Raw genomic sequence first — 26404 nt, 5'->3', positions numbered from 1 at the left:
CGACATGAAAGGCCGTCAAGCCGGGCTCGATCAGTTTCTGACCTATCGCCTCCACGCGCTCACGAAGCGATCCGACCGCGGGATCGGCGAGGTGTACCGGCACAAGCTCGACATCTCGCTGCCCGAGGCGCGCGTGATCGCCGCCGTCGGCGCCTTCGGCCCGTTCTCGATCATGGATCTGGCGCGCCACACCAATCTCGACAAGAGCCAGGCAAGCCGGGCAGCCGAGGCGCTGCTGCGCCAGGGGCTGCTCGAACGCAGCGCAAGCGAGGAGGATGGCCGGATCGTGTTGATCGCGCTGACCGCCGACGGCCGCGCGCTGCATCGCAAGATCATGCCGATCGTGCGCAAGTGGAACGATGGCTTGCTCGCATGCCTGTCCGACAGCGAACGCCAGACATTCGAGCGGCTGCTCGACAAGGTCGTCGCGCACGCAATCGAGCGGGACGACTGACCGGCACGCGGGCACGATGCCCGCGGTATTGATCCGATGAATTCGACGGGCCGCCCCGGTCGCCACACCCGCGACGCGGGCGGCCCGCTTTGCGTGATGCGCTGCGCGCGGCAACCGGATTGCAGCGCGCGACCTCGCCGGCATCGCGCATGCAGCGGCCCCGCCCGCGCTTACAGCCCGCTGTTCGTCGCCCGCTGGCGCAGCAGCCCGAGCACCGCGTCGCAATACGGAGTCGGCACGTCGAGCTTGCGCCCGAGCTCGGGAAACACACCGAGGATCGGCCCGATCTCGAGCGCGCGGCCCGCTTCGAAATCCTGCAGCATCGACGTCTTGAACGCACCGAGCTTGCGCGTGACCGCGATCCGCTCGGGCCCGCTCATCCCCGTCGACAGGCCGAGCTTCGCGCCGATCGCGGCCGCCTCCTCCATCATCCGCAGCGCGAGACCCTGCGTGAACGGATCGTCGAGCAGCTGCTCGGCCGTCGACCCCGTCAGCGCGCTCAGCGGATTCATGTTCATGTTGCCCCACAGCTTGGTCCAGATCTCGGCCCGGATCGCCGGCGTCGACTCGACGTCGAAACCGCCCGCCGCGAGCGCCGCGGCGAACCGGGCAGTAGCCGTATCGAGCCGCGCATCGGGCGCCCCGACGATCAGCCGGTTGCCGCGCCCGCGGCGCACGACGCCCGGCGCATCGGTACTCGACGACAGGTGGACGACACACCCGATCGCCTGTGCGGGCGGCAACGCCGCCGACACCGCGCCGGCCGGGTCGACCGCATCGAGCGGCACGCCGTCGAGCGCGCCTTCGAGCCCGTGTGTGAACCACCAAGGCAGCCCGTTCATCGCCGCGACGATCACGGTGTCCGGCCCGACCAGCGGCGCGATGCGCGCGGCCAGTGCCGGCAGTACCTGCGCCTTCAGCGCGATCACCACGTAGTCCTGCACGCCGAGCGCGGCCGCATCGTCACTCGCTCGCACCGGAACCGACGACGTCGTGCCCGCCTCGTCGATCACGCGCACGCCGTGCGCGTTCAGCGCGTCGAGCGTCGCGCCGCGCGCGTACGCGCTCACGGTCATCCCGGCCCGCGACAACGCGGCCGCGAGCAATCCGCCGATCGCGCCGACCCCGACCACCGCCGCGCGCACCGACCCTGAATTCGTGTCGTTCATGATGGAATTCCGTCTCCTGGGAGCTGACGAGCATAACGCTCAATGGTTGCGGGCACAACCATTCACGCGCCGCCGTGCGACGCATGGCGTTCGCATGCGTCAGCGTGGCTCGCCACCGGCTTCCACCGGTTCGTCGTCGGTCGCGCCGCCCGTCGCGCCGAGCACGCCGGCGATCTGGCTCTTGTCGTGCATGCCGAGCTTGCGGTACGCGCAGCGCAGGTAATGGCGCACGGTCGTCGGCGAAATCGCCATCTGTTGCGCGACTTCCTTGTGCGAGCGCCCGGCGCCGTAATAGCGGATCGCCGCGAGCTCGCGCGGGCTCAGGCGGTCGAGCAGCGAGCGCGGCCGCGCCTCGATCTGGAACAGCCCCGCAACCGGCACGCACTGGATCCGCAATGCATCGCCGACGAACGGCTGGCCCGGCTGGCGCCGCAGGTGCGCAACGAGCGGCTCCGGCACGCGTGCACCGGCCCATGCCGGCCATTCGGTGCGCAGCACGTCGTCGAAACCATGATCGGCGTGATGCAGCACACCGAAGTTGTCGCACAGCGCGCGGGCGGCCGGCGCAACCGCATCGCCGCGCTCGCGCGTGAGCTGCGCGGCGCGATTGATGGTCAGCGCCGCCGCGAGATGCGGAATCACTTCCTCGAAACGGCGCGCATCGTCATCGCTGAACGGACGGTTCAGGCCCTGTCGGTAGATCGACATGAACGTCGTCAGGCCGAAACGGCGATCGAGCGTGCACACGCACATCAGTTGCGCGAGCCCGTACTTCACGCACCAGTCGCGAAACCGTGCATCGAGCCCCGGCTCGACGACCGACAGCCGCACCGCGTGGCCGTGCGCGCCGCGCAGCGTGCGGTGCGCGAGCGGGTCGCAATCGCGCACGCGCTTCCAGTCGCTGAAGAACGCGTGCGGCAGACGGTACAGGAAGCTGTTGTGCATCACCGGGCCGGTCGGCACATGCGTCGCGACGCCAGTCCACGCGGCGTCGAACGGAATGAGCGCCTGCAGCAGCGAAAAGAAGCGGTATTCGAATTCGCCGATGCCGGACCGCGCGGCAACCGCGTACAGGTCGAGCAGCATCAACCCGAGTTCGCGCTGCGCTGCGTCGCCGCGCGTGACGCCGTCGAAATCCGCGCGCCGGGACGGCAGCGGCGGCCAGGCGAAGTCGTCGAGCACGATGGCGGCCGGCACGTCACGCAGCGCTTCGAGATCCTGCCCGATATCCGTCGTGATCCTCACCTTCCGCTCCCCTGCCCGATCGGGCTGCTGACGTGCCCAACGACACCGGCCGATTATAGCGACCGGCTTTTTTGACGGGCCCCGGTGCCGGAACCGGCACCAGCCCCATCCATTTGAACGGTACGCGGCACGTTGCTGCTCCGCAGCACGCCGCGCGACGCCAGCGCGTCGCGACCATGCCGCGCACCTCGGGTTTTCCGCACCGTTCATCTGTACGACTGTTCGAAGGTTTTCCCGCTGCGGACACTGCGTCGCGACAACACCAACGACAAACCGATGCAGGACGGTATGGAGAACCCCACGTGACGAAACCCCGCTTCATCCGCACGGCCGCGGCCGTCGCGACGCTTGCCGCGTGCAGCGCCGCCGCGCATGCGCAGTCGACCCTCACGCTGTACGGCGCGCTCGATGCCGGCGTGCAATACCTGACGCATGCCGACGGGCGCCATTCGGCCGTGCAGTTGCAGAACTACGGCATCCTGCCTTCCCAGGTCGGCCTGAAGGGCAACGAGGATCTCGGCGGCGGCTGGCGTGCGCTGTTCAAGCTCGAACAGGGCCTCAACCTCAACGACGGCACCGCGACCGCGCCCGGCTACGCGTTCTTCCGCGGCGCGTACGTCGGCATCGCCGGGCCCGTGGGCACCGTCACGCTCGGCCGTCAGTTCAGCGTGCTGTTCGACAAGACGCTGTTCTACGACCCGCTCTGGTACGCGTCGTACAGCGGCCAGGGCGTCATCGTGCCGATGAACGCGAACTTCATCGACCACTCCGTCAAGTACCAGTCGCCGACCTTCGCCGGCTTCGACGTCGAGGCGCTTGCCGCGACGTCCGGCGTCGCCGGCAATACGCGCGCCGGACGCGTGCTCGAACTCGGCGGCCAGTACACGAGCAACGGCCTGTCGGTCAGCGCGGTGCTGCATCAGGCACACGGCGATGTATCGGCGGCCGGCGACACGTCGGCGCGCCGCCGCGAACTCGGCACGCTCGCCGCGCGCTATGCGTTCGCCGCACTGCCGCTCACCGTCTACGCAGGTGTCGAACGCCTGACCGGCGACCTCGACGCCGCGCGCACGATCGTCTGGGGCGGTGCGCGCTACCTGACACCGAACGGGATCGGCCTGAACGCCGGCGTCTACCACACCGACTCGCGCGCGCCGGCCATCGGCCACCCGACGCTGTTCATCGCGAGCACCACGTATGCGCTGTCGAAACGCACCGTCGCCTACGTGAACCTCGGCTATGCGCGCAACAGCGGCCAGAGTTCGCAGACTGTCTACGAATACGACCCGACGCCGCTCGCCGGCGCATCGCAGTTCGGCGCGATGGTCGGCATGTACCACCTGTTCTGATTCCCCACACGAGATCCCGCCATGAAAACCCTGTCCCCGGATGCCGCACTCCCGCCCGACGGCCGCGCATCGACCTTCGCGCGCTCGACGCTCGTCGCGCTCGTCGTGTTCGCGGCCATCACGCCGCTGCTGCTGCTCGTGGCGCCCGCCGTCGCCGGCCAGCTCGCGACGCAGCTCGGGCTGTCCGCCTCGCAGATCGGCACCTACTTCTTCGTCGAACTCGGCGCGTTCAGCCTCGCGACCGTGCCGTCGTACCTGTGGCTCGGTCGCATCGACGCACGCCGCGTCGCCGCGTTCGCCATCGCGCTGTTCGGCGCGGGCAACCTGCTGACCGCGCTGTGGATGCCGGGCTTCGTCGCGCTGCTCGCACTGCGCGCCGTGACCGCGCTCGGCGGCGGTTCGCTGATGGTGCTCTGCATGACGAGCGCCGCAACGAGCGAAAACAGCGACCGCGTGTACGGCCTGTGGGTCGTCGGCCAGTTGATCGCGGGCGCGATCGGCCTGTTCGTGCTGCCGCATGTGTTCGCGGCATTCGGGCTGCGCGCGCTGTACGTCGCGCTCGCCGGGCTCGCGCTGCTCGCGGCGCCGCTGTCGCGCGGCTTCCCGTCGTCGCTGGGCGCGCGAGCCGCGCCTGCGCAACACGCGCGCGGCGCGGCGGCACGGACGCCGCAAGGCTCGATCGTGCTCGCGATCGGCGCGGTGCTGACGTTCTATCTCGCGATCGGCAGCGTGTGGACGTTCGCAAGCCGTGCCGCGGCCGAAGCCGGGCTCGATCCGCAGTCGACCGGCAACGTACTCGCGATCGCGAGCGTGATGGGCATCGCCGGCGCGGCGCTCGCATCGTGCGCGGGCGGCCGGCTCGCGCGGCGCGCCATGCTGACGGCCGGTTACGCGCTGCTGGCGGCCTCGCTCGTCGCGCTCGCCGTGATGCGGCAAGCCGGCGGCTACAGCGCGGCGATCTTCGCGTTCAAGTTCGCGTGGACGTTCGTCCTGCCGTTCATCCTCGCGACCGTCGCGCAGATCGATACGTCGGGCCGCCTCGTGGCCACGCTCAATTTCGTGATCGGCGCCGGCCTCGCTGCCGGCCCGTTGCTCGCCGGGCTGATGCTCGACGCCGGCGGCACGATGCACGCGCTGTTCACGGCCGCGACGGCTGTCGCGATCGTGTCTTTCGCCGCGCTGCGCCACATCGATCGCCGCACGCACGCCTCCGTTTCCTCCCAACCGTGACAGGTCTCGCACATCCATGAATCGCACTGCCTTCTTCACCGACGAACGCACTTTCTGGCACACCGGCGGCACGCATGCGCTGTTCTTCCCGGTCGGCGGCTGGGTCCAGCCGCCGTCGAGCGCGGGCTACGCGGAATCGCCCGATTCGAAGCGCCGTTTCCTGTCGCTCGTGCAGGCCTCGGGCCTGGCCGCGCAGCTCGACCTGCGCGGCGCCGAACCGGCAACGACCGCCGACCTGCTGCGCATTCATCCCGCGCACTATCTCGATGCGTTCCGCGCACTCAGCGACGCGAACGGCGGCGACCTCGGCGATCTCGCGCCGTTCGGCAAAGGGAGCTACGAGATCGCCGCGCTGTCTGCCGGCCTCGCGATCGCGGCCGTCGATACGGTCGTCGGCGAGCGCGCGGCCAATGCCTTCTCGCTGTCGCGGCCGCCCGGTCACCACTGCCTGCGCGATCGCCCGATGGGCTTCTGCATGCTGGCGAACATCCCGATCGCGATCGAGGCCGCCCGCGCGAAACACGGCATCGAGCGCGTCGCGGTGATCGACTGGGACGTGCATCACGGCAACGGCACGCAGTCGATCTATTACGACGATCCGGACACGCTGACGATCTCGCTGCACCAGGACCGCTGTTTCCCGCCGGGCTATAGCGGCGCGGACGATCGCGGCGAAGGCGCGGGCGTCGGCGCGAACCTGAATGTGCCGCTGCTCGCGGGCAGCGGCGACGATGCCTATCGCTACGCGTTCGAGCGGATCGTGCTGCCGGCGCTGGCGCGTTTCCGGCCCGAGCTGATCGTCGTCGCCAGCGGCCTCGACGCGAGCGCGGTCGATCCGCTCGCGCGCATGCAGTTGCATACCGACAGCTACCGGTTCATGACGCGTGCGGTGAAGGATGCCGCGCAGCGCCATTGCGGCGGGCGGCTCGTGATCGTTCACGAAGGCGGCTATTCGGAGGCATACGTGCCGTTCTGCGGGCTCGCGATCGTCGAGGAACTGGCCGGCATTCGTACCGACGTCGCCGATCCGATGCTCGACCTCGCGATCGCGCAGCAGCCGGGCGAGCGGTTCATCGCGTTCCAGCGCGGGCTGCTCGACGAGCTGGCGGCGTCGTTCGGGTTGTAATGCGCGCTGACGAATGCGCCGGGGCCGGCGGGCGGCGGCCCTCTTGCGCGATCGGAGCGGATGGGGTCTCCTGTGCCTTTATCCCCGTTCCGGCCCGAAGCCGTACTCTTCCGATGAAATCGTCCCCGCGCGACAACAATGACGATGCCAAGACGCGCCGCCAGCCTTCGAAGCTGGCGCTGAACATCGCCGCCGTGACGGTCGGCCTCATCACGTTCGCGCTCGGCGCGGCGTGGGTGATCTATAGCTGGATCGTCGATCGCGAAGCGCAGTATTTCGCGATCCCGCTGGTTTTTTCGGTGCCGGTGATCGTGGCGGTCGCGATCCGGAGTTTCTGGGAATAGACGTGCCTGAAACGGCGAAGCGCCGCGAGTCGGGTGACGCGCGGCGCTTCGTCGGGCTTGTTCTGGATAACGCGGCGAGCCCCTCGACTCGCCTGCGCGCCGATCACAGGCCGGGACGCGGGCACGGATTGGAGACCGCGCCCTGATACCCACCGGTGACGGCGCCCAGCACGGCGCCGGCCAGCGACGTGCCGAGCGCTTTCAGCACGTTTTCGGTCGACGGCGACTCGCCGCCCGACATCACCCGCCCCGAGTACGCAGAGCACGCCGACGTCGATGCCGCCGCGTGCAGCGGCCTGGCGCTCCATGCGACGTTGTCGGCAGGTGTATTGGCAAATGCCGGCGCGGCCAGCATCAGCGCCAGAACGGAAATCGGGATGCGTACGGTGTTTTTCATCGGTGGCCCCTCGGTGTTGTCGTACTTGCTGTATTCGATCGCGCTGACGATGTTACACGCGGCCGAATTCGAGGGTGCGCTCCTCATACGGGCCGCACGTCCACGAACAAGACAGGCATCAACAAAAAAGCGCTGCGGTCAGCCGACCGGCAGCGCTTTTTCGGGAACAGCACCCTGACGAGTGCTTGTTCGACTTCTGGTGCGTGAGGCCGGACTCGAACCGGCACACCCTTGCGGGCGTCAGGACCTAAACCTGGTGCGTCTACCAATTTCGCCACTCACGCGCATTTTCCGTCGCCTGACTACGCGGCACGCAAGCTGCGTTGCCGCGCGCCCGGGACATCGCGCCGGCCTCGAGCCGGCACGCCCGATCAGGCGAGCGCGAGATTCTACCCGATCCGGGCGGCGTTGTCTCGCCCCGCCGGCACCCGTCGTGCGGCGGTGCTAGAATGCCGCGCTCGACGTTTCGGCACCGCGCCGCCGCGCGTCCCCCGAACCCGCCCCCACACGATTCCGCCCGTGAACTTCGACGACTACTGTCAGCAAAAGGCCGCCCCTGCGGGCTCCAGCGTCTACTACGCGCTGCGTCAGGCGCCGCTCGCCACGCAACCGCGCCTGACCGCGCTGTTCGCGCTGCGCCGCGAACTCGAGGAAACCGTCAAGGAAACCAGCGATCCGACCGTCGGACACACGAAGCTCGCGTGGTGGCACAAGGAACTCGCGGCGCTGGCCGACGGACAGCCGTCGCATCCGGTCACGAAGGCACTCGCGCAGCATCACCCCGCGATCGCCGCCGAAGCCGACGCGTTGCGCACGCTCGTCAACGGCTACGGGATGGATCTCGAACAGGCGCGCTACCTCGATTTCGCGAATCTGCAGCGCTACATCGCGCAGGTCGGCGGCACCTTCGCGTCGCTGGTCGCGCGCGCCAGTTCGGCCAACCCGGCCGACCCGCAGCCGTGGGCCGCGGACGCCGGCCGCGCGCTGATGCTCGCGCAGTTCGTGCAGGAACTCGGCAACGACGCGCGCCACGGCCGCATCTACCTGCCGATCGACGAACTCCAGCGCTACAACGTGACGGCGGCCGACCTGCTGAACCGTCGCTACAGCCCGGCGTTCACCGAGCTGCTGCAATTCCAGACGGCACGGGCGCGCGAAGCGCTTGCGGCCGCCGAAGCGGCGATCCCCGCATCCGGGCGCCGCGCACAGCGCACGCTGCGCGCGCAGATCGCACTGGCCGGCGCGCTGCTCGACGAAATCGAGCGCGACGATTACCAGGTGTTGCACCAGCGCATTGCGCTGACGCCGATCCGCAAGCTGTGGATCGCGTGGCGCGCCGCGCGCCGCCGCTGAACGTCACGACGCATCACGCCTTCAACAACGGCAGCGTGTCGAAGCGCTGCTGCAGCACGCGCGTCGCATCGAGCCCCCACCACGGCCCGAGCACGGTCGCATAAAGCTGGCGGAAATCGACCGCGACCGGCAGGTTGCCGTTGCCGTCGAGCCGCCCGAGCGCCGGCGGTGCGCCGTACAGCCCGCCGGCCACGCGACCGCCCATCACGAAATGCGGCGCGGCCGTGCCGTGATCGGTGCCGTTGCTCTGGTTCTCCCGCACGCGCCGCCCGAATTCCGCATACGTCATCACGAGCGTCTGGTTCCAGCGCCCGAGTTCGATCAATGCGCCGCGCATCGCGCTCATCCCTTCCGCGAACTGCTTGAGCAGCGCGGCCTGCTGCCCCGGCTGGTTCTGGTGCGTGTCGAAGCCGTTGAGCGTCAGGCGCAGCACCGCGACACCATCCTGCGCGCCGGGCCCGGACGCTTCGCACGCGGCCAGCACCTGCATCGCGGTCTTCACCGACGTGCCGAACGCGCCGGCCGGAAACGCCGTCCGGAATTCGCGCATCCCGCCGCGCGGGCGCAGCCGGTCGGCGGCCTTCACGATGTCGTTCTCGACGTCGATGATGTGTGCGAGCGCGGGGTTCTGCTCGCGCAGCGACGACGGCTCGGCGAGGCGGGCCGCACGGATGAACTGCGCGGGATTGACGAGCGCGATCGCGCGCGCGCCGTTCGCGAGCGGCCCCATCTCGGCGCTGCCGAGCACGACGCCGTCCGCCGCGAACCCGGGCGGCACCGGCGCCTGCGCGAACGTCCGCGTGAGCCAGCCTTCGTGCAGGTACTGGTCGGAGCGTGACGCGGTATCCCAGATCTCGATCGAGCGGAAATGCGACAGGTTCGGCTGCGGATAACCGACGCCCTGCACGACCGCGACCTGCCCGTCGCGCCACAGCGGCATCAGCGGCGCGAGCGACGGATGCAGCCCCGTGTGCGCGTCGAGTTGCAGCACCTGCTCGCGCTTGATGCCGATGCTGCGCCGGAACTGGTAATACAGCGGATCGGCATACGGCACCACCGTGTTGAGGCCATCGTTGCCGCCCTTCAGCTCGACGAGGATCAGCACGTTCGCATACCCTGCCTCCGGCTGCCGTCCGGTGGCAGCCATCGCGGGCGCCTGCCACAGCGACACGCCGGCTGCGGCCGCGGCGCCCGTCAGCGTCAGAAAATCACGTCGGTTCATCGCGCATCCTTTGGTTCGCCGCCCGGCACCTTTGCCGCACCGGCTCCCCGCTTCATCGTCGTTCGAATCATTTCAGTTGATAGGCCGGGTCCATCAGCAGCGCCTCGAGATACGCGCTGCCGGTCGAATCCGTGTCGATCGCCGCGACCGGCGAAAGCTGCAGCACCGCGTGCTGCAACTGAAGCTCGGTCGACAAGCCCGCGATCGCCTGCGGCCGCGCGCGATATTGCGCGAGCCAGCGCTCGAGGTCGAAACGCAGGCCGCCGCGCGCGGGCCTGGCAGGCGCCGCGCGCATGCCGGCGGCGGACGCCGCATCGACCACCGGCATCGCGTGCGCGCGGACATTCGGCGGCGGCACCGTCGCACGCGCCGGCGGGTGCATGCCGGCCGTCTCGGTCGCGCGGAACAGTTGCTCGACGAACTGCTTGCGCGCGAGCAGCGTGGTGCTGTTGATCCACAGCGCGCCGCCCGGCCAGCCCTTCACGTTCGGCGGATAAAACAGGTTCTGCCCGAGCGTGCGCACGGTGTTCGCAAGCATCTGCGGATCGCCGTACGCAACGTCGAACAGCCGTACCGAGCCGACGACGAATTCCGCCGGCGACTTGACGAGCACGCCGCGATTGCGCGGGTCCCAGAAGGCGTCGGTCGACCACAGCGCGGCGAGCGCCGCGCGAATGTCGTAGCCGCTCGAGCGAAACCGCTCGGCCACCGCATCGAGCGCGCCCGGGTCGGGCGTATCCGACACGAACTCGCGCCAAAGCTTGCCGGCGACGAAGCGGGCGGTACCGGGCCGCTTCAGCAGGATGTCGAGAAAGCCGTCGCCGTCGAACGGCCCGGTTTCGCCGAGGATCGTCTTGTCGCCCGCATCGTGCCATTCCGGCCGCACCTCGAAGCGCAGCGTGTCGGGATCGACCGTCCAGCCCGTCATCGCGCGCGCGGCTTCGGTCACGTCGAATTGCGTGTAATGCCCTTCGCCGAGCGTGAACAGCTCCATCACCTCGCGTGCGAAGTTCTCGTTCGGGCGGCCCTTGCGATTGCTCGCGCCGTCGAGATACTGAAGCATCGCCGGATCCTTCGCGACCGCGTGCAGCAGCACGCCGAAGTTGCCGAGCGCCTCGCGGCGAAACAGCGCGTTCTGCGCGGCCATCGTCTGCGGGTAAGGCACCTTGTCCTGCCCCGACGTGAAGTGCCCGTGCCAGAACAGCGTCATGCGCTCGGTCAGCGGCGACGGCGTGACGATCATCTCGTTGATCCAGGCCGCGCGCAGCGCATCGTAGCGGACATTGCGCTCGCGCTGCTCGTCGCGCCGCATGTCGGGGGTCAGCGCCTGGCGTTGCGCGCGCGTCGGCGGCAACTCGGCGATCCAGTCCGGCCACGTCGTGACGGGCTCGCGCCGAACACTGCCGAGCGTGTCGGCCACGACCTGCGCGCGCGTCATGCCGACGATGCGCGCGACATCGGCGGGCGCGGGAGAAAAACCGGTACGGCTCAGGAAAAACAATGCATCGTCGGCGTCGAGCGGCGACTGCATGGCGGGCGACGGCGCCGGTGCGGCAGCGTTCGCTTTCATCGTCATGGACTCCCGGTGCGCACCGGCGGTGCGGATGCCGGTACAACGGCAATCGGCAGGCGAAAGTTGACGGAAAAATTGCTACGAATCTTTTCCGCGGGGTGTATCGCGTTGTGATCCGCAGGGCGAAGACGGCGCGTCAGCGCTTGTACAGCTCGCGAACGGCGTCCTCGATGTGCTGGCGCAAAAGGTGGCGCTCCTCGGGCGTCATGTGCCCGTCGCGGCGGCGCTGTTCGAGATCGGGAGGCACGGCGGAACGAACCGTCATCTCGGCGGTACGATCGGACTGCGGCGCTTTGCCGCGCGGCAGCTTGCGCGACGATGCGCCCTGCTCGGGGCGCTGCGCATACGCGAAGTTCGACGCATACGGACCGGCGAGCGCGATCGTCAGCATCAGTGCAATCCGGGCAGATCGCATGACCGTCCTCGCTTCTTTGGTCGATTTGTTCCCTTCGTCACGCGGCAACCGGTTACCTCTGGTACTTGAAAAACCCTGCGGAATTCGGGTGTGCAAAGATGAATGATGGAGTGCAGGGGAGTATCTACCGAATTTCGGCTTCGAGTAAAGGAATCTCTATAGCCTGCCTTTACTCGGCGCGACACTACGGGTAAATTTTGTAACCGACTGTAACGCACGAAAATACGCGGCCGTGCGTCAATTCCCATTCGCGATAAGATGCCGATCATGGAAACGAAAAACCCCTCCAAGATTCTCGTCGTCGACGACGACCCGCGCCTGCGCGATCTGCTGCGCCGCTATCTCGGCGAGCAGGGTTTCAATGTCTACGTCGCCGAAAACGCGACCGCAATGAACAAGCTCTGGGTCCGCGAGCGTTTCGACCTGCTCGTGCTCGACCTGATGCTCCCGGGCGAAGACGGCCTGTCGATCTGTCGCCGCCTGCGCGGCAGCAACGACCGCACGCCGATCATCATGCTCACCGCGAAGGGCGAGGACGTCGATCGCATCGTCGGCCTCGAGATGGGCGCCGACGATTACCTGCCGAAGCCGTTCAACCCGCGCGAGCTCGTCGCGCGCATTCATGCGGTGCTGCGCCGCCAGGCGCCGGCCGAGCTGCCGGGCGCACCGTCGGAAACCACCGAGGTGTTCGAGTTCGGCGAGTTCTCGCTGAACCTCGCGACCCGTACATTGACGAAATCCGGCCAGGAAATTCCACTGACGACCGGCGAATTCTCGGTGCTGAAGGTATTCGCGCGCCATCCGCGCCAGCCGCTGTCGCGCGAGAAGCTGATGGAGCTCGCGCGCGGCCGTGAATACGAAGTGTTCGACCGCAGCCTCGACGTGCAGATCTCGCGCCTGCGCAAGCTGATCGAACCGGATCCGGGCAGCCCGCGTTTCATCCAGACCGTCTGGGGCCTCGGCTACGTGTTCATCCCGGACGGCGCCGCCTGATCTTTTTCCTTTCCGGTTTCGCCCGCCCACGGCCCGTCCCATGCGTATCGACCGGCGCCTCCTGCAGCTCGCGTTCGGCGGGCTGTTCTGGCGCACCTTCCTGCTGATCGCGCTGCTGATCTCGGTCAGTCTCGCCGCGTGGTTCCAGAGCTTTCGTGTGATCGAGCGCGAGCCGCGCGCGCAGCGCGTGGCGCTGCAGCTCGTCGCGGTCGTGAAGCTCACGCGCACCGCCCTGCTCTACTCCGATCCCGACCTGCGGCGCGCGCTGCTGCAGGATCTCGAGAGCAACGAGGGCGTGCGCGTGTACCCGCGCGAAAAAACCGACAAGTTCAAGCTGCAGCCCGACGAATCGCTGAACCGCCTGATCGAGCACGACATCCGCAGCCGCCTCGGCGACGATACCGTGATAGCACAGTCGGTCAACGACATTCCCGGCGTGTGGATCAGCTTCAAGATCGACGACGACGATTACTGGGTCGCGCTCGACCGCGACCAGCTCGACAACGTCACGGGCCTGCAGTGGGCCGGCTGGGGGTTGTTCGCGCTCGCGCTGTCGCTGTTCGGCTCCGCGTTCATCACCAGCCTCGTGAACCGGCCGTTCTCGCGGCTCGCGCTCGTCGCGCGCCAGGTCGGCTCGGGGCAGGCGCCCGACCCGCTGCCCGAGCGCGGGATGGGCGTCGCGGCCGACACCAACCGCAGCTTCAACCAGATGGTGCGCGACCTCGAGCAGCTCGAGGCCGATCGCGCGCTGATGCTCGCGGGCATCTCGCACGACCTGCGCACGCCGCTCGCGCGGCTGCGGCTCGAGACCGAGATGAGCCCGTCCGACCAGGCGACCAAGGACGCGATGGTCGACGACATCGAGCAAATGGATCGCATCATCGCGGCCTTCATCGACTACGCGCGTCCGACCCAGCGCAAGCCGGAGCCGGTCGACCTGTCGTCGATCGCGCACGAAGTCGCCGCGCGCGTGTCGGGCGAGGACGGCGTCCAGATCCGCACGCGGCTCGCGCCGAACGCCGTGATCGAAGCCGACGAGACCGACATGCGCCGCGTGATCGGCAACCTCGTCGAAAACGCGCGCAAATACGGCCAGAGCCGCGACGACGGCGTGTCGCGCATCACGCTCGAGACGCGCGTGACGCACGCGCGCGTCGAGTTGTCGGTGAGCGACGAGGGCCCCGGCATCCCCGAGGACCAGCTGCCGCTCGTGATGCGGCCGTTCTATCGCGTCGACACGGCGCGCACCAAGGCGGATGGCACGGGGCTCGGGATGGCGATCGTGCTGCGCCTCGTCGGCCGCTATCGCGGTGCGCTGCGCCTGCGCAACCGCAGCCCCGACGCGGGCCTCGAAGTCACGCTCGAATTCCCCGGCGCCGGCAAGGCACGTGCGACGGCGTGACGCGCTCGCGTACGCCTGCCGCCCTTCACACTATCGACCCGGTTGAAAAAAACTATGGATGACGTTAGTCAAAATCTATTGAAGCGCCTTACTAATAGTGTTACAGTCCCACCCATGCTGTCACACCATCGTTGCAGCACCGAGGTAGCTTGACTCAGTCTTCTTCCCAACTCATACAGGAGTATCCGCATGAAAACCGTTGGCGATAAACTCGAAGCTTTCACCGTCGTGGCCGCGAAGCCGGGCTTCAACAACCACGAAGAAAACGGCCAGTCGGCATTCGAGACCGTCACCGAAGCGTCGTTCCCGGGCAAGTGGAAGATCATCTACTTCTACCCGAAGGACTTCACGTTCGTGTGCCCGACGGAAATCGTCGAATTCGCAAAGCTCACGAAGCAGTTCGAAGAGCGCGACGCCGTGCTGCTGGGCGGCAGCTCGGACAACGAATTCGTCAAGCTCGCATGGCGCCGTGAGCACAAGGACCTCGACAAGCTGAACCACTACTCGTTCGGCGACGTCAAGGGCGAGCTGATCGACCAGCTCGGCGTGCGCGACAAGGAAGCCGGCGTGGCCCTGCGTGCAACGTTCATCGTCGATCCGGACAACACGATCCAGCACGTTTCGGTGAACAACCTGAACGTCGGCCGCAGCCCGGAAGAAGTCCTGCGGATTCTGGACGGCCTGCAAACGGACGAACTCTGCCCGTGCAACCGTGCAGTCGGCGGCGCAACGCTGTAAGCGCATCGATGCACGAAGCCCGCGGCGCACGTCCTGCCTGCGGGCTTTTTTAACGGCCAACCCATAGGAGATATCAATGGAATTCATCGATTCGATTAAGGCACGTATTCCCGACTACGCGAAGGACATTCGCCTGAACCTCGACGGCACGATCTCGCGCTCGTCGCTCGAAGGCACCGACGCGGTCGGCGTCGCGCTGGCGGCGGCGATCGCGGCGAAGAGCACGGTGCTCATCAAGACGATCCGCGAAGCCGGCGTCCTTTCGCCCGAAGAAACGAACGCCGTGCTGACGGCGGCCGCGCTGATGGGGATGAACAACACCTGGTATCCGTATGTCGAGATGGCCGACGACGCCGACCTGAAGACGCAACGCGCCGAACTGCGGATGGGCGCGTACGCGACGCACGGCGGCGTCGACAAGCGCAAGTTCGAGATGTACGCGCTCGCCGCGTCGATCGTCGGCAAGTGCCACTTCTGCGTGAAGTCGCACTATGCGCTGCTGAAGAACGAGCAAGGGATGACCGTCACGCAGCTGCGCGACGTCGGCCGTATCGCATCGGTGATCAACGCCGCCGCACAGGTGATCGCCGCCGAAGGCGAATAAGCGGTTGCGCCGCGCGCACCGGCGGCGATGCCGGGAGCGACGCCCGCTTCAAACGAAAATGCCACGCTGTTGCGTGGCATTTTCGTTTCCGCGGGACGGCGTGCGGCGCGAACCACGCGCCGCCACGGACAACCGTCAGCCGCCCTGCTTCACCAGCAGCGCGGCGGCCTGCGCCTCGATCCCTTCGCCGCGGCCGAGATAGCCGAGCTTTTCGTTGGTCTTCGCCTTCACGTTCACGCGATCGAGCGGCAGCCCGAGATCGGCCGCGATGTTCGCGCGCATCCCGTCGATATGCGGTGCCAGCTTCGGCGCCTGGGCGATCACGGTGCTGTCGACGTTCTGGATCGTGAAGCCGGCCGCCTTGATGCGGGCCGCGCACTCGCGCAGCAGCACGCGGCTGTCGGCGCCCTTGAATGCCGCGTCCGTGTCGGAGAAGTGGCGGCCGATGTCGCCGAGCGCCGCCGCGCCGAACAGCGCGTCGGTGATCGCGTGCAGCAGCACGTCCGCGTCCGAGTGGCCGAGCAGGCCGCGTTCGTACGGAATCGTCACGCCGCCGATGATGAGGGGGCGCCCTTCGACGAGCTGGTGCACGTCGTAGCCTTGTCCGATTCTGAAATCCATGCGTGTTCCGATTGAGATGGGGTGAAAGTCAGGAGGCGTTCGCGGGGCGCGCGAGGATCGCTTCCGCGAGCGCGAAATCTTCGGGGTACGTGACCTTGAAATTGCGCAGGCTGCCCTGCACGACGCGCGGCGTATGGCCGGCCCATTCGATCGCGCTCGCTTCGTCGGTCAGGTCGTGCCCTTCGCGCTGCGCGCGCAGGATCGCCTCGCGCAGCATGCCGATGCGGAACATCTGCGGCGTCTGCGCCTGCCACAGCGCGTCGCGCGACTCGGTGCGCGCGATCGCGTCGCCGCCGGCCGGCACGCGCTTGAGCGTATCGGCAACCGGCAGCGCGACGATGCCGCCGACCGGATCGTCCTTCAGCGCCGCGACGAGCGTGCGGATCAGCTCCGGCGTGATGCCCGGGCGCGCCGCGTCGTGCACCAGCACCCAGTCCTGGTCGGTCGCGCCGAATTCGGCCAGCTCGAGCAGCCCGTTCAGCACCGACGCCTGGCGCGAGCCGCCGCCGCAGCGGCGCACCGCGAAGCGCAGGCCCGCGAAGCGGCGCGCGTCGAAATGGGAATCGTCGGGCGCGAGGACGACGAGCGTCTGCGCGAATTCGCTGCACGCGTCGAACGCGGCAAGCGTGTAGTGCAGCAGCGCGCGGCCGGCCAGCGTGCGGTATTGCTTCGGCACGGCCGAACCGGAACGGCTGCCCGTGCCGGCACAGGGAATCAGGGCGAAAAGTCGGGGAGTCACGAAGGGAAACGCCGGAAAGATGAAATCGAGAAGCGGATTTTATAATAGGTCTTTCGTCTCGACCGGCGCACCGCGATGCGCCCGTGCACGCCACCCCTGTCGTCCCTATGCCAGATAACGCTTCCACCCCGTCCGCCTCGCCCATTGCCCGCGTCAAGTCCGGCCAGCGTTTCGCCTTCGACGGCGCGCATGGTTCCGCCGACGCGCTCGCCATCGCCCGTTATCTCGCCGACAACCGCCAGGACGTGCCGCTCCTCGCGGTGATCTGCGCGAACGCGGTCGACGCGCAGCGGCTTTCGCAGGAAATCCGCTACTTCTCGCCCGACGCCCGCGTGCGCCTGCTGCCGGACTGGGAAACGCTGCCGTACGACACGTTCTCGCCGCACCAGGACCTCGTATCGGAGCGTCTCGCGACGCTGCACGATCTCGGCGAGGGCCGCTGCGACATCCTGCTCGTGCCCGCGACCACCGCGCTGTACCGGATGCCGCCCGCGTCGTTCATGGCCGCGTATACGTTCGCATTCGCGCAGGGCGAGCGGCTCGACGAGGCGAAGCTGAAGGCGCAGCTCACGCTGGCCGGCTACGAGCACGTGAGCCAGGTCGTGCGGCCCGGCGAATACTGCGTACGCGGCTCGCTGATCGACCTGTACCCGATGGGCTCGCCGCTGCCGTACCGGATCGACCTGTTCGACGACCAGGTCGACTCGATCCGCGCGTTCGACCCCGACACGCAGCGCAGCCTCTACCCGGTGCGCGACGTGCGCCTGCTGCCCGGCCGCGAGTTTCCGTTCGACGAAGCCGCGCGCACGGCCTTCCGCAGCCGCTGGCGCGAGACGTTCGAAGGCGACCCGAGCCGCGCGCCGATCTACAAGGACATCGGTAACGGCGTGCCGTCGGCCGGCATCGAGTATTACCTGCCGCTGTTCTTCGACGAAACCGCCACGCTGTTCCACTACCTGCCGCAGGATGCGCACCTCGTGTTCGCCGGCGATCTCGACGCGTCGATCCGCCGCTTCACGGCCGATACGAAGCAGCGTCACGCGTTCCTCGCGCACGATCGCGAGCGGCCGATCCTCGAACCGCAGCGCCTGTTCCTGTCCGACGAGGATTTCTTCGCGTTCGCGAAGCCGTTCGCACGCGTCGTGCTGCCCGCGCAGCCGGCCGGCGGCTGGGCGACGGCGCTGCCCCAGCTCTCCGTCGATCGCCATGCCGACGATCCGCTCGCGTCGCTGCGCACGTTCGTCGAATCGTCGGGCAAGCGCGTCCTGCTGACCGTCGAATCGGCCGGCCGTCGCGAGACGATCCTGCAACTGCTCGCCGAACACCATCTGCGCCCCGCGTCGAACGACCACTTCGCGGGCTGGCTCGAGAGCGACGAACGTTTCGCGCTCGGCGTCGCGCCGCTCGCGAACGGCTTTGCGGTGCCGGGCGAAGGTTACGCGGTCGTCACCGAGACCGAGCTGTACGGCGCGCTCGGCCGCCGCGCGGGCCGCCGCCGGCAGGAACAGGCCAGCAACGTCGACGCGATGGTGCGCGACCTGTCGGAGCTGAAGGTCGGCGACCCGGTCGTCCACGCGCAGCATGGCATCGGCCGCTACATGGGCCTCGTGTCGATGGACCTCGGCGAAGGCGAGACCGAATTCCTGCACCTCGAATACTCGGGCGACAGCAAGCTCTACGTGCCGGTCGCGCAATTGCACGTGATCTCGCGCTACAGCGGCGCCGATCCGGACAGCGCGCCGCTGCACGCGCTCGGCTCCGGCCAGTGGGAGCGCGCGAAACGCAAGGCCGCGCAGCAGATCCGCGATACGGCCGCCGAGCTGCTGAACCTGTATGCGCGCCGCGCGGCCCGCGAAGGCCACGCGTTCTCGCTCGATCCGCGCGACTACGTGAAGTTCGCCGAAAGCTTCGGCTTCGAGGAAACGCCCGACCAGGCGGCAGCCATCGCGGCCGTGATCGGCGACATGACGAGCGGCAAGCCGATGGACCGCCTCGTGTGCGGCGACGTCGGCTTCGGCAAGACCGAGGTCGCGCTGCGCGCCGCGTTCATCGCGGTGCTGGGCGGCAAGCAGGTCGCGCTGCTGTCGCCGACCACGCTGCTCGCCGAGCAGCACACGCAGACCTTCGCCGACCGCTTCGCGGACTGGCCGGTGCGGATCGTCGAGCTGTCGCGCTTCAAGACGACGAAGGAAGTGAACGCGGCGATCGCGCAGATCAACGAAGGCAGCGTCGACATCGTGATCGGCACGCACAAGCTGCTGTCGTCGGACGTGCAGTTCAAGCGCCTCGGCCTCGTGATCATCGACGAGGAACACCGCTTCGGCGTGCGCCAGAAGGAAGCACTGAAGGCGCTGCGCGCGGAAGTCGACGTGCTGACGCTCACCGCGACGCCGATTCCGCGCACGCTCGGGATGGCGCTCGAGGGGCTGCGCGACTTCTCGGTCATCGCGACCGCGCCGCAGAAGCGCCTCGCGATCAAGACCTTCGTGCGCCGCGAGGAAGAAAGCGTGATTCGCGAGGCGATGCTGCGCGAACTGAAGCGCGGCGGCCAGGTGTACTTCCTGCACAACGAGGTCGAGACGATCGAGAACCGCAAGGCGATGCTCGAGGCGCTCGTGCCCGAGGCACGCATCGTGATCGCGCACGGCCAGATGCACGAACGCGAGCTCGAACGGGTGATGCGCGATTTCGTCGCGCAGCGCGCGAACGTGCTGCTGTGCACGACCATCATCGAGACCGGCATCGACGTGCCGAGCGCGAACACGATCATCATGCATCGCGCGGACAAGTTCGGCCTCGCGCAGCTCCACCAGTTGCGCGGCCGCGTCGGCCGCTCGCACCACCAGGCATACGCGTACCTGCTCGTGCACGATCCGCAGGCGCTGACCAAGCAGGCGCAGCGCCGGCTGGAAGCGATCCAGCAGATGGAGGAACTCGGTTCGGGCTTCTATCTCGCGATGCACGACCTCGAGATCCGCGGCACCGGCGAGGTGCTCGGCGACAAGCAGTCGGGCGAGATCCACGAGATCGGCTTCCAGCTCTATACGGACATGCTGAACGACGCGGTGAAGGCGCTGAAGAACGGCAAGGAGCCCGACCTCACCGCCCCGCTCGCCGCGACGACCGAAATCAACCTGCATGCGCCGGCGATCCTGCCGGCCGACTACTGCGCGGACGTGCAGGAGCGGCTGTCGCTGTACAAGCGGCTCGCGAACTGCGAGCACGGCGACGCGATCGACGGTATCCAGGAGGAACTGATCGACCGCTTCGGCAAGCTGCCGCCGCAGGCGCACGCGCTGGTCGAGACGCACCGGCTGCGGATCGCCGCGAAGCCGCTCGGCATCGTGAAGATCGATGCGAGCGAGGCCGCGATCGGGCTGCAGTTCGAGCCGAATCCGCCGATCGATCCGATGCGGATCATCGAGATGGTGCAGAAGCACCGGCACATCAAGCTGGCGGGACAGGACAAGCTGCGGATCGAGACGCGCTCGCCCGACCTCGCGATCCGCGTGTCGACGATCAAGGAAACGCTGCGCGCGCTCGCCCCAAGGCAGGGCGCGGTGGCCGCGGCGCGCTGACGGGTCGTGACGCGGTACTGACGGCCACGCCGATGCTGCACCGCACTGCGCGCGGCGCGGGCGGGCCGGCGCGTTTTTGAGTATGATTTTCGCATTCATCAGACGGAGTTTTGCCATGTCCACTCTCGACGCCACGGCGCCGTCCACCGACACCCAGGGCGACGCGTCGCTCGTCAGCCTGCCCTGGATCAAGCAACTGGTGTCGATGGACACGACGAGCCGCGTGCCGAACCTCGGCCTGATCGAAACGGTGCGCGACGCGCTCGCCGCGAAAGGCATCGCATCGACGATCACGCACGATCCACGCGAGGGCTGGGCGAACCTGTTCGCGACCGTGCCCGCGCACGACGGCTCGACGAACGGCGGCATCGTGCTGTCGGGGCATACCGACGTCGTGCCGGTCGACGGCCAGCAATGGGACAGCAACCCGTTCGCGCCGGAAATCCGCGACGGCCGCCTGTATGGCCGCGGCACCTGCGACATGAAGGGTTTCATCGGCGCCGCGCTCGCGCTGCTGCCCGAGATGCAGGCGACGAAGCTCGCGAAACCGATCCATTTCGCGCTGTCCTACGACGAGGAAATCGGCTGCGCCGGCGCGCCGCTGATGATCGCCGATCTAGTCAAGCGCGGCGTGCAACCGTCGGGCTGCATCGTCGGCGAGCCGACCAGCATGCGGCCGATCATCGCGCACAAGGGCATCAACGCATACCGCTGCTGCGTGCGCGGCCACGCGGCGCATTCGTCGCTGACGCCGAAGGGGCTGAACGCGATCGAGTATGCGGCGCGCCTCATCTGCCACATCCGCGACATCGCCGACCGCTTCCGCGCCGAAGGCCCGTTCGACGCGCTGTACGACGTGCCGTTCACGACCGCGCAGACGAGCACGATCCAGGGCGGCAACGCGATCAACACGGTGCCGGCCGAGTGCCGCTTCGACTTCGAATTCCGCAACCTGCCGACGCTCGATCCCGAGCAGATCTTCACGCGCATCGAAGCGTATGCACGGGAAACACTGCTGCCGCAGATGCTTCGCGAGCATCCGAATGCCGCGATCGAATTTTCGAAGATCGCCGCGGCGCCGGGCCTCGACGCAACCGAACAGGCCGCGATCACGCAACTCGTGCGCGCGCTGACGGCGGACCAGGACAAGCGCAAGGTCGCATACGGCACCGAGGCCGGCCTGTTCGAACGCGCGGGCATCCCGAGCGTCGTATGCGGGCCCGGCAACATCGAGCAGGCGCACAAGCCGAACGAATATGTCGAGCTCGCGCAGCTCGCCAGCTGCGAGCAGTTCCTGCGCAAGTTCATCCGCAGCATGTCGGTCGACGCGCACTGACTGCCTCCCGCCACGCCGGCCCGCGTGTGCGGGCCGGCCCACTCCGCCACCCGCCACGTCATGTCGACTGAACAACAGGGCACGGCCCATACGACGATCGACGGCGAGCCGATCCCGACGCTCGACGAAATCGCCGCGCAGCATTTCGCGCTGTCGCCCTGGGTCGCGCGCACGCCCGTGTTCGAACGCGCCGACCTGCCTTCCCTCGAGGGCACGCACGTCAACTTCAAGTTCGAACTGCTGCAGGTGAGCGGCAGCTTCAAGGCGCGCGGCGCATTCACGAACCTGCTTGCGCTCGACGAGGCCCGCAAGAACGCGGGCGTCACCTGCGTGTCGGCCGGCAATCACGCGGCGGCCGTCGCGTATGCGGCCATGCGGCTCGGCAGCAGCGCCAAGGTCGTGATGTTTCACACCGCGAGCCCGACGCGCATCGCGCAGTGCAAGCAGTACCGCGCGGAAGTCGTGCTGGCCGGCAGCGCGTCGCAGGCGTTCGATCTGGTGCGCCGGATCGAGGCCGAGGAAGGCCGCTTCTTCATCCATCCGTTCAACGGCTATCACACGATCCTCGGCACCGCGACGCTCGGCTACGAATGGGCGACGCAGACCCCCGACCTCGACGCGGTGATCGTACCGATCGGCGGCGGCGGGCTCGCGGCCGGCATGGCGACCGCGCTGCGGCTCGCGAATCCGCGCGTGCACGTGTACGGCGTCGAGCCGGAAGGCGCCGACGCGATGAGCCGCAGCTTCGCGGCCAATCACACGATCAAGATGAGCGCGATGCAGACGATCGCCGATTCGCTGATGGCGCCGCATACCGAGGAATACAGCTACCAGCTGTGCCGGCGCCACGTCGACCGCATCGTCACCGTGTCCGACGACGCGCTGCGTGCCGCGATGCTGTTCCTGTTCTCGCAACTGAAGCTGTCGGTCGAACCGGCATGCGCGGCCGCCCTCGCCGCGCTGCTCGGCCCGCTGCGCGAAACGCTGCAGGGCAAGCGCGTCGGCGTGCTGCTGTCGGGCACGAATACCGACCCGGGCACGCTCGGCATGCATCTCGCGCACGCGAAACCGCAGCACTGATCGCGCACCGGGCGTCAGCGAACCAACCTAGGGTTATCCCCAGATTATGTTGACAGCCCTGTTGATAACCCGCCGGACAAACACGCAAGTGGTTGAGCGCGCAGCGTTTTGCGCGCGCGGAGGTCGATCGACACGAATTGGGCAGATGCGGCCTTCAGCCGCCTGCCCCAAGACCTGGTGGCACCGCGCGGCGCCCATGATCGGCGGCGTCGCGATCGCACTGCTCGCCGGTTGCGCGGCACCGCCCCCGCCCGCCGCCGGCACGGCGCCGGCCTGCACCCAGCCGGGCGAGAGCCGCATGCTGCAGGCCGACCTGCTATTCGGGCGCGACATCGCGGGACACGGCTCCGTCACCGATGCGGAGCGCGCGGCGTTTCTCGCCGACACGGTCACGCCGCGTTTTCCCGACGGCCTGACCTACTGGGATACGCACGGCCAATGGCGCGACCGCACGACCGGCGGTATCACGCGCGAGGACAGCTTCGTGATCCGTATCATCGCCGACGATACGCCCGACACGCGCGTACGGCTCGCCGCGATCCGCAGGGCCTATATGGAGCGGTTTCATCAGGAATCGGTCGGCATGACGGTGGTGCCTGCCTGCGCGTCGTTCTGATTCAGCCGCTCCCGCTTGCGTCGACGCACAAAAAAACGGGCGCCCGAAGGCGCCCGTCGCATGCATGAACAGCGGTATCCCGCTTACTTGTTCTCGAACATGTCCATGATCTGCTGCTTCTCCTGCGGCGTGACGGGCGGCGGCGCGAGCCCTGCCGCACCGGCCGAACCCAGCGCGTCGTTCGCGCTGATCGCGTTCTCGGCCGGGTTGATGTCGACGTTCGCGACGAAGCCGTTGCCCGGCGTGCGATCGGCGTAGTACAGCTCGCCGTCGATCGAGGTCAGACCGTCCGGCATCGGCATCTGCTGCTCGGGCACGCCGTTCAGCGCGGTGCGCATGTAGTTCACCCAGATCGGCAGCGCGAGCTGCGCGCCGAACTCGCGGCTGCCGAGGCTCTTCGGCTGGTCGAAGCCCATCCATGCCACCGCGACGAGCGATTGCTGGTAGCCGGCGAACCAGCCGTCCTTCGCGTCGTTCGTCGTACCGGTCTTGCCTTGCAGGTCGCTGCGGCCCAGTGCGTTGGTGCCCGCGCCCGTGCCGGCCGTCGCGACCGAATGCAGCAGGCTGTTCATCACGTACGCGTTGCGGCCTTCGATCGTGCGCGGGGCCGTGCTGCCCGCCAGCACCGGCTGCGACTTCTGCAGCGGCTGGCCGCGCGCGTCGTCGACCTCGGCGATCAGGTACGGATCGACCTTGTAGCCGCCGTTCGCGAACACCGCATAACCCGTCGCGAGCTGCAGCGGCGTCACGAGGCCCGCGCCGAGCGCCATCGGCAGGTAAGGCGGCGTCTTCGCGGGATCGAAGCCGAAGCGCTGCGTCACGTACTGCTGCGCATACTGCGTGCCGATCGACGCGAGGATCCGGATCGACACGAGGTTCTTCGAACGCTGCAGGCCGGTACGCATCGTCATCGGGCCGTCCGGCTGGTCGTCGTCCTTCGGCTCCCAGGCGGTGCCGCCCGGCACGCTCGGCGGGAAGTACAGCGGCGCGTCGTTGATCATCGTCGCCGGCCCCATGCCCTTGTCGAGCGACGCCGAGTAGATGAACGGCTTGAACGACGAGCCCGGCTGCCGCCATGCCTGCGTCACGTGGTTGAACTTGCTCTTGTTGAAGTCGAAGCCGCCGACGAGCGAGCGGATCGCGCCATCCTGCGGCGCGATCGCGACGAGCGCGCCTTCGACCTGCGGCAGCTGCACGACCTGCCAGCCCGTCTTGCCGTCCTTCAGCACGCGCACGACCGAGCCCGGCTTGATGCGCAGCGTATCGTTCGCGCGCGGGCTCAATGCGGCCGACACGAAGCGCAGCCCGGCCGGCCCGATCGTCGTGGTCGCGCCGCCGACGAACTGCACCTCGACCGCGTTCGGCGACGCCGACAGCACGACCGCCGACTGCAGGTCGCCGTTGTCCGGGTGATCGGCGAGCGCGTCGTCGATCGCCTCGTCGCGGTCGTCGCCGGCCGCGGGCAGCTGGATCGACGCTTCCGGCCCGCGATAGCCGTGGCGGCGCTCGTAGTCGAGAATGCCGCGACGCACGGCCTGGTACGCGGCTTCCTGATCGGCCGAATTGATCGTCGTCGTGACGGTCAGCCCGCGCGTATAGGTTTCGTCCTTGTACTGCTGGTACATCATCTGCCGCACCATCTCGGCGACGTACTCGCCGTGCACCGCGTACTGGTTGCCCGGCGTGCGCACGTGGATCTCTTCCTTCACGGCCTCGTCGTACTGCGGCTGCGTGATGTAGCCGACCTCGAGCATGCGCTTCAGGATGTATTCCTGGCGCACCTTCGCGCGCTTCGGATTGACGACCGGGTTATAGGCGGACGGCGCCTTCGGCAGCCCCGCGAGCATCGCCGCTTCCGCGAGCGTGATGTCCTTCAGGTCCTTGCCGAAATACACGCGCGCGGCGGCCGCGAAGCCGTACGAGCGCTGGCCGAGATAGATCTGGTTCATGTACAGCTCGAGGATCTGGTCCTTCGTCAGGGCCTTCTCGATCTTGTACGCGAGCAGCATTTCGTAAATCTTGCGCGTGTAGGTCTTCTCGCTCGACAGGAAGAAGTTGCGCGCGACCTGCATCGTGATCGTGCTCGCGCCCTGGCGCGCGCCGCCGTGCATCAGGTCGGCGACGCCCGCGCGCAGGATGCCGACGAAGTCGACACCGCCATGTTCGTAGAAGCGGTAGTCCTCGATCGCGAGCACGGCCTTCTTCATCACGTCGGGAATGTCCTGGAACCGCACGAGGCTGCGGCGCTCCTCGCCGAACTCGCCGATCAGCACGTGATCGGCCGTGAACACGCGCAGCGGCACCTTCGGCTGATAGTTGGTCAGCGCATCGAGCGACGGCAGTTGCGGCGCCATCACGACCAGCGCGTAGCCGACGATCAGCGCGCCGACGATCGCCAGCGTCGCGAACAGGCCGGCGAACCACAGCGCGACGCGCGAGCCGAACGAGCGACGGCGCCCTCCGCCGCCGCTGCTGCTCTGGGTGCGGCGGTCGTCGTCGCGATCGTCGTCATCGGGGTAATAGGCTCCGGACGGCGAACGGCGCAGCGTGTAGTGGGGTTCGTTCCTGTCGGAAGAAGAAGGCGGTCGTTTGATAATTGGCATGTCGGAATGGCGGGCGTACGTGGCACCCTCGGACGCATGCGGAAATGCAAGCGGATGAATCAGAGCGGGTACAGCGTGATGCGGCTGTCACGTCGACAGACCCCGCCGCGCGGCGATCCGTTCCCGCGACGTGACAGCGCATTTTAATGAAATCGACCGGGTGCCTTCGCGATTTTTTGTAAAAATTCCCGCAATGCCGTGATTTGAGGAACGTATT

Annotated in this window: 23 protein-coding genes and 1 tRNA gene; 14 read left to right on the top strand and 10 right to left on the bottom strand. The window is 68.0% G+C overall.

Annotated features, from left to right (window positions below; all coding sequences use genetic code 11):
• The first annotated feature begins 4 nt into the window (after positions 1–4).
• The gene (locus FOZ70_RS14410) at positions 5–454 is read left to right on the top strand and encodes a MarR family transcriptional regulator (RefSeq protein WP_021160399.1); all 450 of its coding nucleotides are present in this window, start codon (positions 5–7) and stop codon (positions 452–454) included.
• Positions 455–624: 170 nt separating this feature from the next.
• Here the strand turns inward: FOZ70_RS14410 and FOZ70_RS14405 are convergent, their stop codons facing one another.
• Both FOZ70_RS14405 and FOZ70_RS14400 read right to left on the bottom strand, forming a co-directional pair.
• Positions 625–1623 carry a 2-dehydropantoate 2-reductase gene (locus FOZ70_RS14405; RefSeq protein WP_059494173.1) on the bottom strand — a complete coding sequence of 333 codons (999 nt, stop codon included), beginning with the start codon at positions 1621–1623 and terminating at the stop codon, positions 625–627.
• Between the two features lie 99 nt (positions 1624–1722).
• Positions 1723–2868, bottom strand: a complete 1146-nt coding sequence (locus FOZ70_RS14400; protein ID WP_219706164.1) for a helix-turn-helix transcriptional regulator — start codon at positions 2866–2868, stop codon at positions 1723–1725.
• 302 nt (positions 2869–3170) lie between these two features.
• Between FOZ70_RS14400 and FOZ70_RS14395 the strand changes: the two genes are divergently transcribed.
• The 4 genes from FOZ70_RS14395 to FOZ70_RS14380 all read left to right on the top strand — a co-directional run bounded on the left by FOZ70_RS14395 (position 3171) and on the right by FOZ70_RS14380 (position 6917).
• Positions 3171–4217: a porin gene (locus FOZ70_RS14395; RefSeq protein WP_104766736.1), complete on the top strand. Its 1047-nt coding sequence runs from the start codon at positions 3171–3173 to the stop codon at positions 4215–4217.
• A 21-nt stretch (positions 4218–4238) separates the two neighbouring features.
• The gene (locus FOZ70_RS14390) at positions 4239–5447 is read left to right on the top strand and encodes an MFS transporter (protein ID WP_059490007.1); all 1209 of its coding nucleotides are present in this window, start codon (positions 4239–4241) and stop codon (positions 5445–5447) included.
• Between the two features lie 16 nt (positions 5448–5463).
• Positions 5464–6573 carry a class II histone deacetylase gene (locus FOZ70_RS14385; RefSeq protein WP_021160393.1) on the top strand — a complete coding sequence of 370 codons (1110 nt, stop codon included), beginning with the start codon at positions 5464–5466 and terminating at the stop codon, positions 6571–6573.
• Positions 6574–6686: 113 nt separating this feature from the next.
• Positions 6687–6917, top strand: coding sequence for a hypothetical protein (locus FOZ70_RS14380; protein ID WP_021160392.1), 231 nt, complete (start codon positions 6687–6689; stop codon positions 6915–6917).
• 103 nt (positions 6918–7020) lie between these two features.
• On the opposite strand, the gene FOZ70_RS14375 is transcribed toward FOZ70_RS14380, so the two are convergent.
• Entirely contained in the window at positions 7021–7314 is a 294-nt protein-coding gene (locus FOZ70_RS14375; protein WP_021160391.1) for a hypothetical protein, read from the bottom strand.
• Positions 7315–7511: 197 nt separating this feature from the next.
• Positions 7512–7598: transfer RNA gene (locus FOZ70_RS14370), tRNA-Leu, on the bottom strand.
• Between the two features lie 235 nt (positions 7599–7833).
• Between FOZ70_RS14370 and hpnD the strand changes: the two genes are divergently transcribed.
• Positions 7834–8667, top strand: coding sequence for a presqualene diphosphate synthase HpnD (hpnD, locus tag FOZ70_RS14365; RefSeq protein ID WP_059490014.1), 834 nt, complete (start codon positions 7834–7836; stop codon positions 8665–8667).
• Positions 8668–8680: 13 nt separating this feature from the next.
• Here the strand turns inward: hpnD and FOZ70_RS14360 are convergent, their stop codons facing one another.
• The 3 genes from FOZ70_RS14360 to FOZ70_RS14350 form a co-directional block, all read right to left on the bottom strand.
• Entirely contained in the window at positions 8681–9889 is a 1209-nt protein-coding gene (locus tag FOZ70_RS14360; RefSeq protein ID WP_021160389.1) for a DUF1501 domain-containing protein, read from the bottom strand.
• A 67-nt stretch (positions 9890–9956) separates the two neighbouring features.
• Positions 9957–11459 (bottom strand): DUF1800 domain-containing protein, encoded by a 1503-nt coding sequence (locus tag FOZ70_RS14355; protein WP_059587896.1) that lies wholly within the window; start codon positions 11457–11459, stop codon positions 9957–9959.
• Positions 11460–11598: 139 nt separating this feature from the next.
• Positions 11599–11877 (bottom strand): hypothetical protein, encoded by a 279-nt coding sequence (locus FOZ70_RS14350; RefSeq protein WP_011352385.1) that lies wholly within the window; start codon positions 11875–11877, stop codon positions 11599–11601.
• 267 nt (positions 11878–12144) lie between these two features.
• Here FOZ70_RS14350 and ompR point away from each other — a divergent pair, with 267 nt between their 5' ends.
• The 4 genes from ompR (at position 12145) to FOZ70_RS14330 (ending at position 15614) form a co-directional block, all read left to right on the top strand.
• Entirely contained in the window at positions 12145–12870 is a 726-nt protein-coding gene (ompR, locus tag FOZ70_RS14345) for a two-component system response regulator OmpR (RefSeq protein ID WP_004199523.1), read from the top strand.
• A 40-nt stretch (positions 12871–12910) separates the two neighbouring features.
• Positions 12911–14272 carry an ATP-binding protein gene (locus FOZ70_RS14340; RefSeq protein WP_021160387.1) on the top strand — a complete coding sequence of 454 codons (1362 nt, stop codon included), beginning with the start codon at positions 12911–12913 and terminating at the stop codon, positions 14270–14272.
• Positions 14273–14461: 189 nt separating this feature from the next.
• Positions 14462–15010 carry a peroxiredoxin gene (locus FOZ70_RS14335; protein ID WP_006478563.1) on the top strand — a complete coding sequence of 183 codons (549 nt, stop codon included), beginning with the start codon at positions 14462–14464 and terminating at the stop codon, positions 15008–15010.
• A 76-nt stretch (positions 15011–15086) separates the two neighbouring features.
• Complete coding sequence (locus FOZ70_RS14330; protein WP_011352388.1) at positions 15087–15614, top strand: carboxymuconolactone decarboxylase family protein; 528 nt, start codon at positions 15087–15089, stop codon at positions 15612–15614.
• A 135-nt stretch (positions 15615–15749) separates the two neighbouring features.
• On the opposite strand, the gene ispF is transcribed toward FOZ70_RS14330, so the two are convergent.
• Together ispF and ispD are read right to left on the bottom strand one after the other, a co-directional pair.
• On the bottom strand, positions 15750–16235 hold the full coding sequence (gene ispF, locus FOZ70_RS14325; protein WP_021160386.1) for a 2-C-methyl-D-erythritol 2,4-cyclodiphosphate synthase: 486 nt from the start codon (positions 16233–16235) through the stop codon (positions 15750–15752).
• Positions 16236–16263: 28 nt separating this feature from the next.
• Positions 16264–16974 (bottom strand): 2-C-methyl-D-erythritol 4-phosphate cytidylyltransferase, encoded by a 711-nt coding sequence (ispD, locus tag FOZ70_RS14320; RefSeq protein ID WP_021160385.1) that lies wholly within the window; start codon positions 16972–16974, stop codon positions 16264–16266.
• A gap of 107 nt (positions 16975–17081) precedes the next feature.
• Between ispD and mfd the strand changes: the two genes are divergently transcribed.
• From mfd to FOZ70_RS14300, 4 genes are all read left to right on the top strand, one after another.
• Entirely contained in the window at positions 17082–20552 is a 3471-nt protein-coding gene (gene mfd / locus FOZ70_RS14315; RefSeq protein WP_048020979.1) for a transcription-repair coupling factor, read from the top strand.
• Positions 20553–20667: 115 nt separating this feature from the next.
• Positions 20668–21888 carry an acetylornithine deacetylase gene (argE, locus tag FOZ70_RS14310; protein ID WP_219706163.1) on the top strand — a complete coding sequence of 407 codons (1221 nt, stop codon included), beginning with the start codon at positions 20668–20670 and terminating at the stop codon, positions 21886–21888.
• 60 nt (positions 21889–21948) lie between these two features.
• A complete protein-coding gene (locus FOZ70_RS14305; protein ID WP_021160381.1) occupies positions 21949–22968 on the top strand; it encodes a threonine/serine dehydratase in 1020 nt (339 codons plus the stop codon).
• Positions 22969–23164: 196 nt separating this feature from the next.
• Positions 23165–23584, top strand: a complete 420-nt coding sequence (locus FOZ70_RS14300) for a DUF3574 domain-containing protein (protein WP_021160380.1) — start codon at positions 23165–23167, stop codon at positions 23582–23584.
• Positions 23585–23667: 83 nt separating this feature from the next.
• Here FOZ70_RS14300 and FOZ70_RS14295 read toward each other — a convergent pair whose 3' ends face one another.
• Entirely contained in the window at positions 23668–26187 is a 2520-nt protein-coding gene (locus FOZ70_RS14295; RefSeq protein ID WP_219706159.1) for a penicillin-binding protein 1A, read from the bottom strand.
• Positions 26188–26404: the final 217 nt, after the last annotated feature.

Origin of the sequence: Burkholderia sp. COPS (genome assembly GCF_019425585.1) — a bacterium.
Taxonomy (GTDB): domain Bacteria; phylum Pseudomonadota; class Gammaproteobacteria; order Burkholderiales; family Burkholderiaceae; genus Burkholderia; species Burkholderia cepacia.
This window is presented reverse-complemented; position numbering and strand designations above follow the sequence as displayed.

Coding starts and splice junctions, on each gene's coding strand:
- FOZ70_RS14385 (WP_021160393.1), top strand. CDS start 5,464: ATGAATCGCACTGCCTTCTTCACCGACGAACGCACTTTCTGGCACACC.
- FOZ70_RS14405 (WP_059494173.1), bottom strand. CDS start 1,623: ATGAACGACACGAATTCAGGGTCGGTGCGCGCGGCGGTGGTCGGGGTC.
- FOZ70_RS14375 (WP_021160391.1), bottom strand. CDS start 7,314: ATGAAAAACACCGTACGCATCCCGATTTCCGTTCTGGCGCTGATGCTG.
- FOZ70_RS14335 (WP_006478563.1), top strand. CDS start 14,462: ATGAAAACCGTTGGCGATAAACTCGAAGCTTTCACCGTCGTGGCCGCG.
- FOZ70_RS14380 (WP_021160392.1), top strand. CDS start 6,687: ATGAAATCGTCCCCGCGCGACAACAATGACGATGCCAAGACGCGCCGC.
- FOZ70_RS14390 (WP_059490007.1), top strand. CDS start 4,239: ATGAAAACCCTGTCCCCGGATGCCGCACTCCCGCCCGACGGCCGCGCA.
- FOZ70_RS14305 (WP_021160381.1), top strand. CDS start 21,949: ATGTCGACTGAACAACAGGGCACGGCCCATACGACGATCGACGGCGAG.
- ompR (WP_004199523.1), top strand. CDS start 12,145: ATGGAAACGAAAAACCCCTCCAAGATTCTCGTCGTCGACGACGACCCG.
- FOZ70_RS14340 (WP_021160387.1), top strand. CDS start 12,911: ATGCGTATCGACCGGCGCCTCCTGCAGCTCGCGTTCGGCGGGCTGTTC.
- FOZ70_RS14360 (WP_021160389.1), bottom strand. CDS start 9,889: ATGAACCGACGTGATTTTCTGACGCTGACGGGCGCCGCGGCCGCAGCC.
- FOZ70_RS14350 (WP_011352385.1), bottom strand. CDS start 11,877: ATGCGATCTGCCCGGATTGCACTGATGCTGACGATCGCGCTCGCCGGT.
- FOZ70_RS14410 (WP_021160399.1), top strand. CDS start 5: ATGAAAGGCCGTCAAGCCGGGCTCGATCAGTTTCTGACCTATCGCCTC.
- FOZ70_RS14355 (WP_059587896.1), bottom strand. CDS start 11,459: ATGAAAGCGAACGCTGCCGCACCGGCGCCGTCGCCCGCCATGCAGTCG.
- FOZ70_RS14300 (WP_021160380.1), top strand. CDS start 23,165: ATGATCGGCGGCGTCGCGATCGCACTGCTCGCCGGTTGCGCGGCACCG.
- FOZ70_RS14295 (WP_219706159.1), bottom strand. CDS start 26,187: ATGCCAATTATCAAACGACCGCCTTCTTCTTCCGACAGGAACGAACCC.
- ispF (WP_021160386.1), bottom strand. CDS start 16,235: ATGGATTTCAGAATCGGACAAGGCTACGACGTGCACCAGCTCGTCGAA.
- FOZ70_RS14330 (WP_011352388.1), top strand. CDS start 15,087: ATGGAATTCATCGATTCGATTAAGGCACGTATTCCCGACTACGCGAAG.
- mfd (WP_048020979.1), top strand. CDS start 17,082: ATGCCAGATAACGCTTCCACCCCGTCCGCCTCGCCCATTGCCCGCGTC.
- argE (WP_219706163.1), top strand. CDS start 20,668: ATGTCCACTCTCGACGCCACGGCGCCGTCCACCGACACCCAGGGCGAC.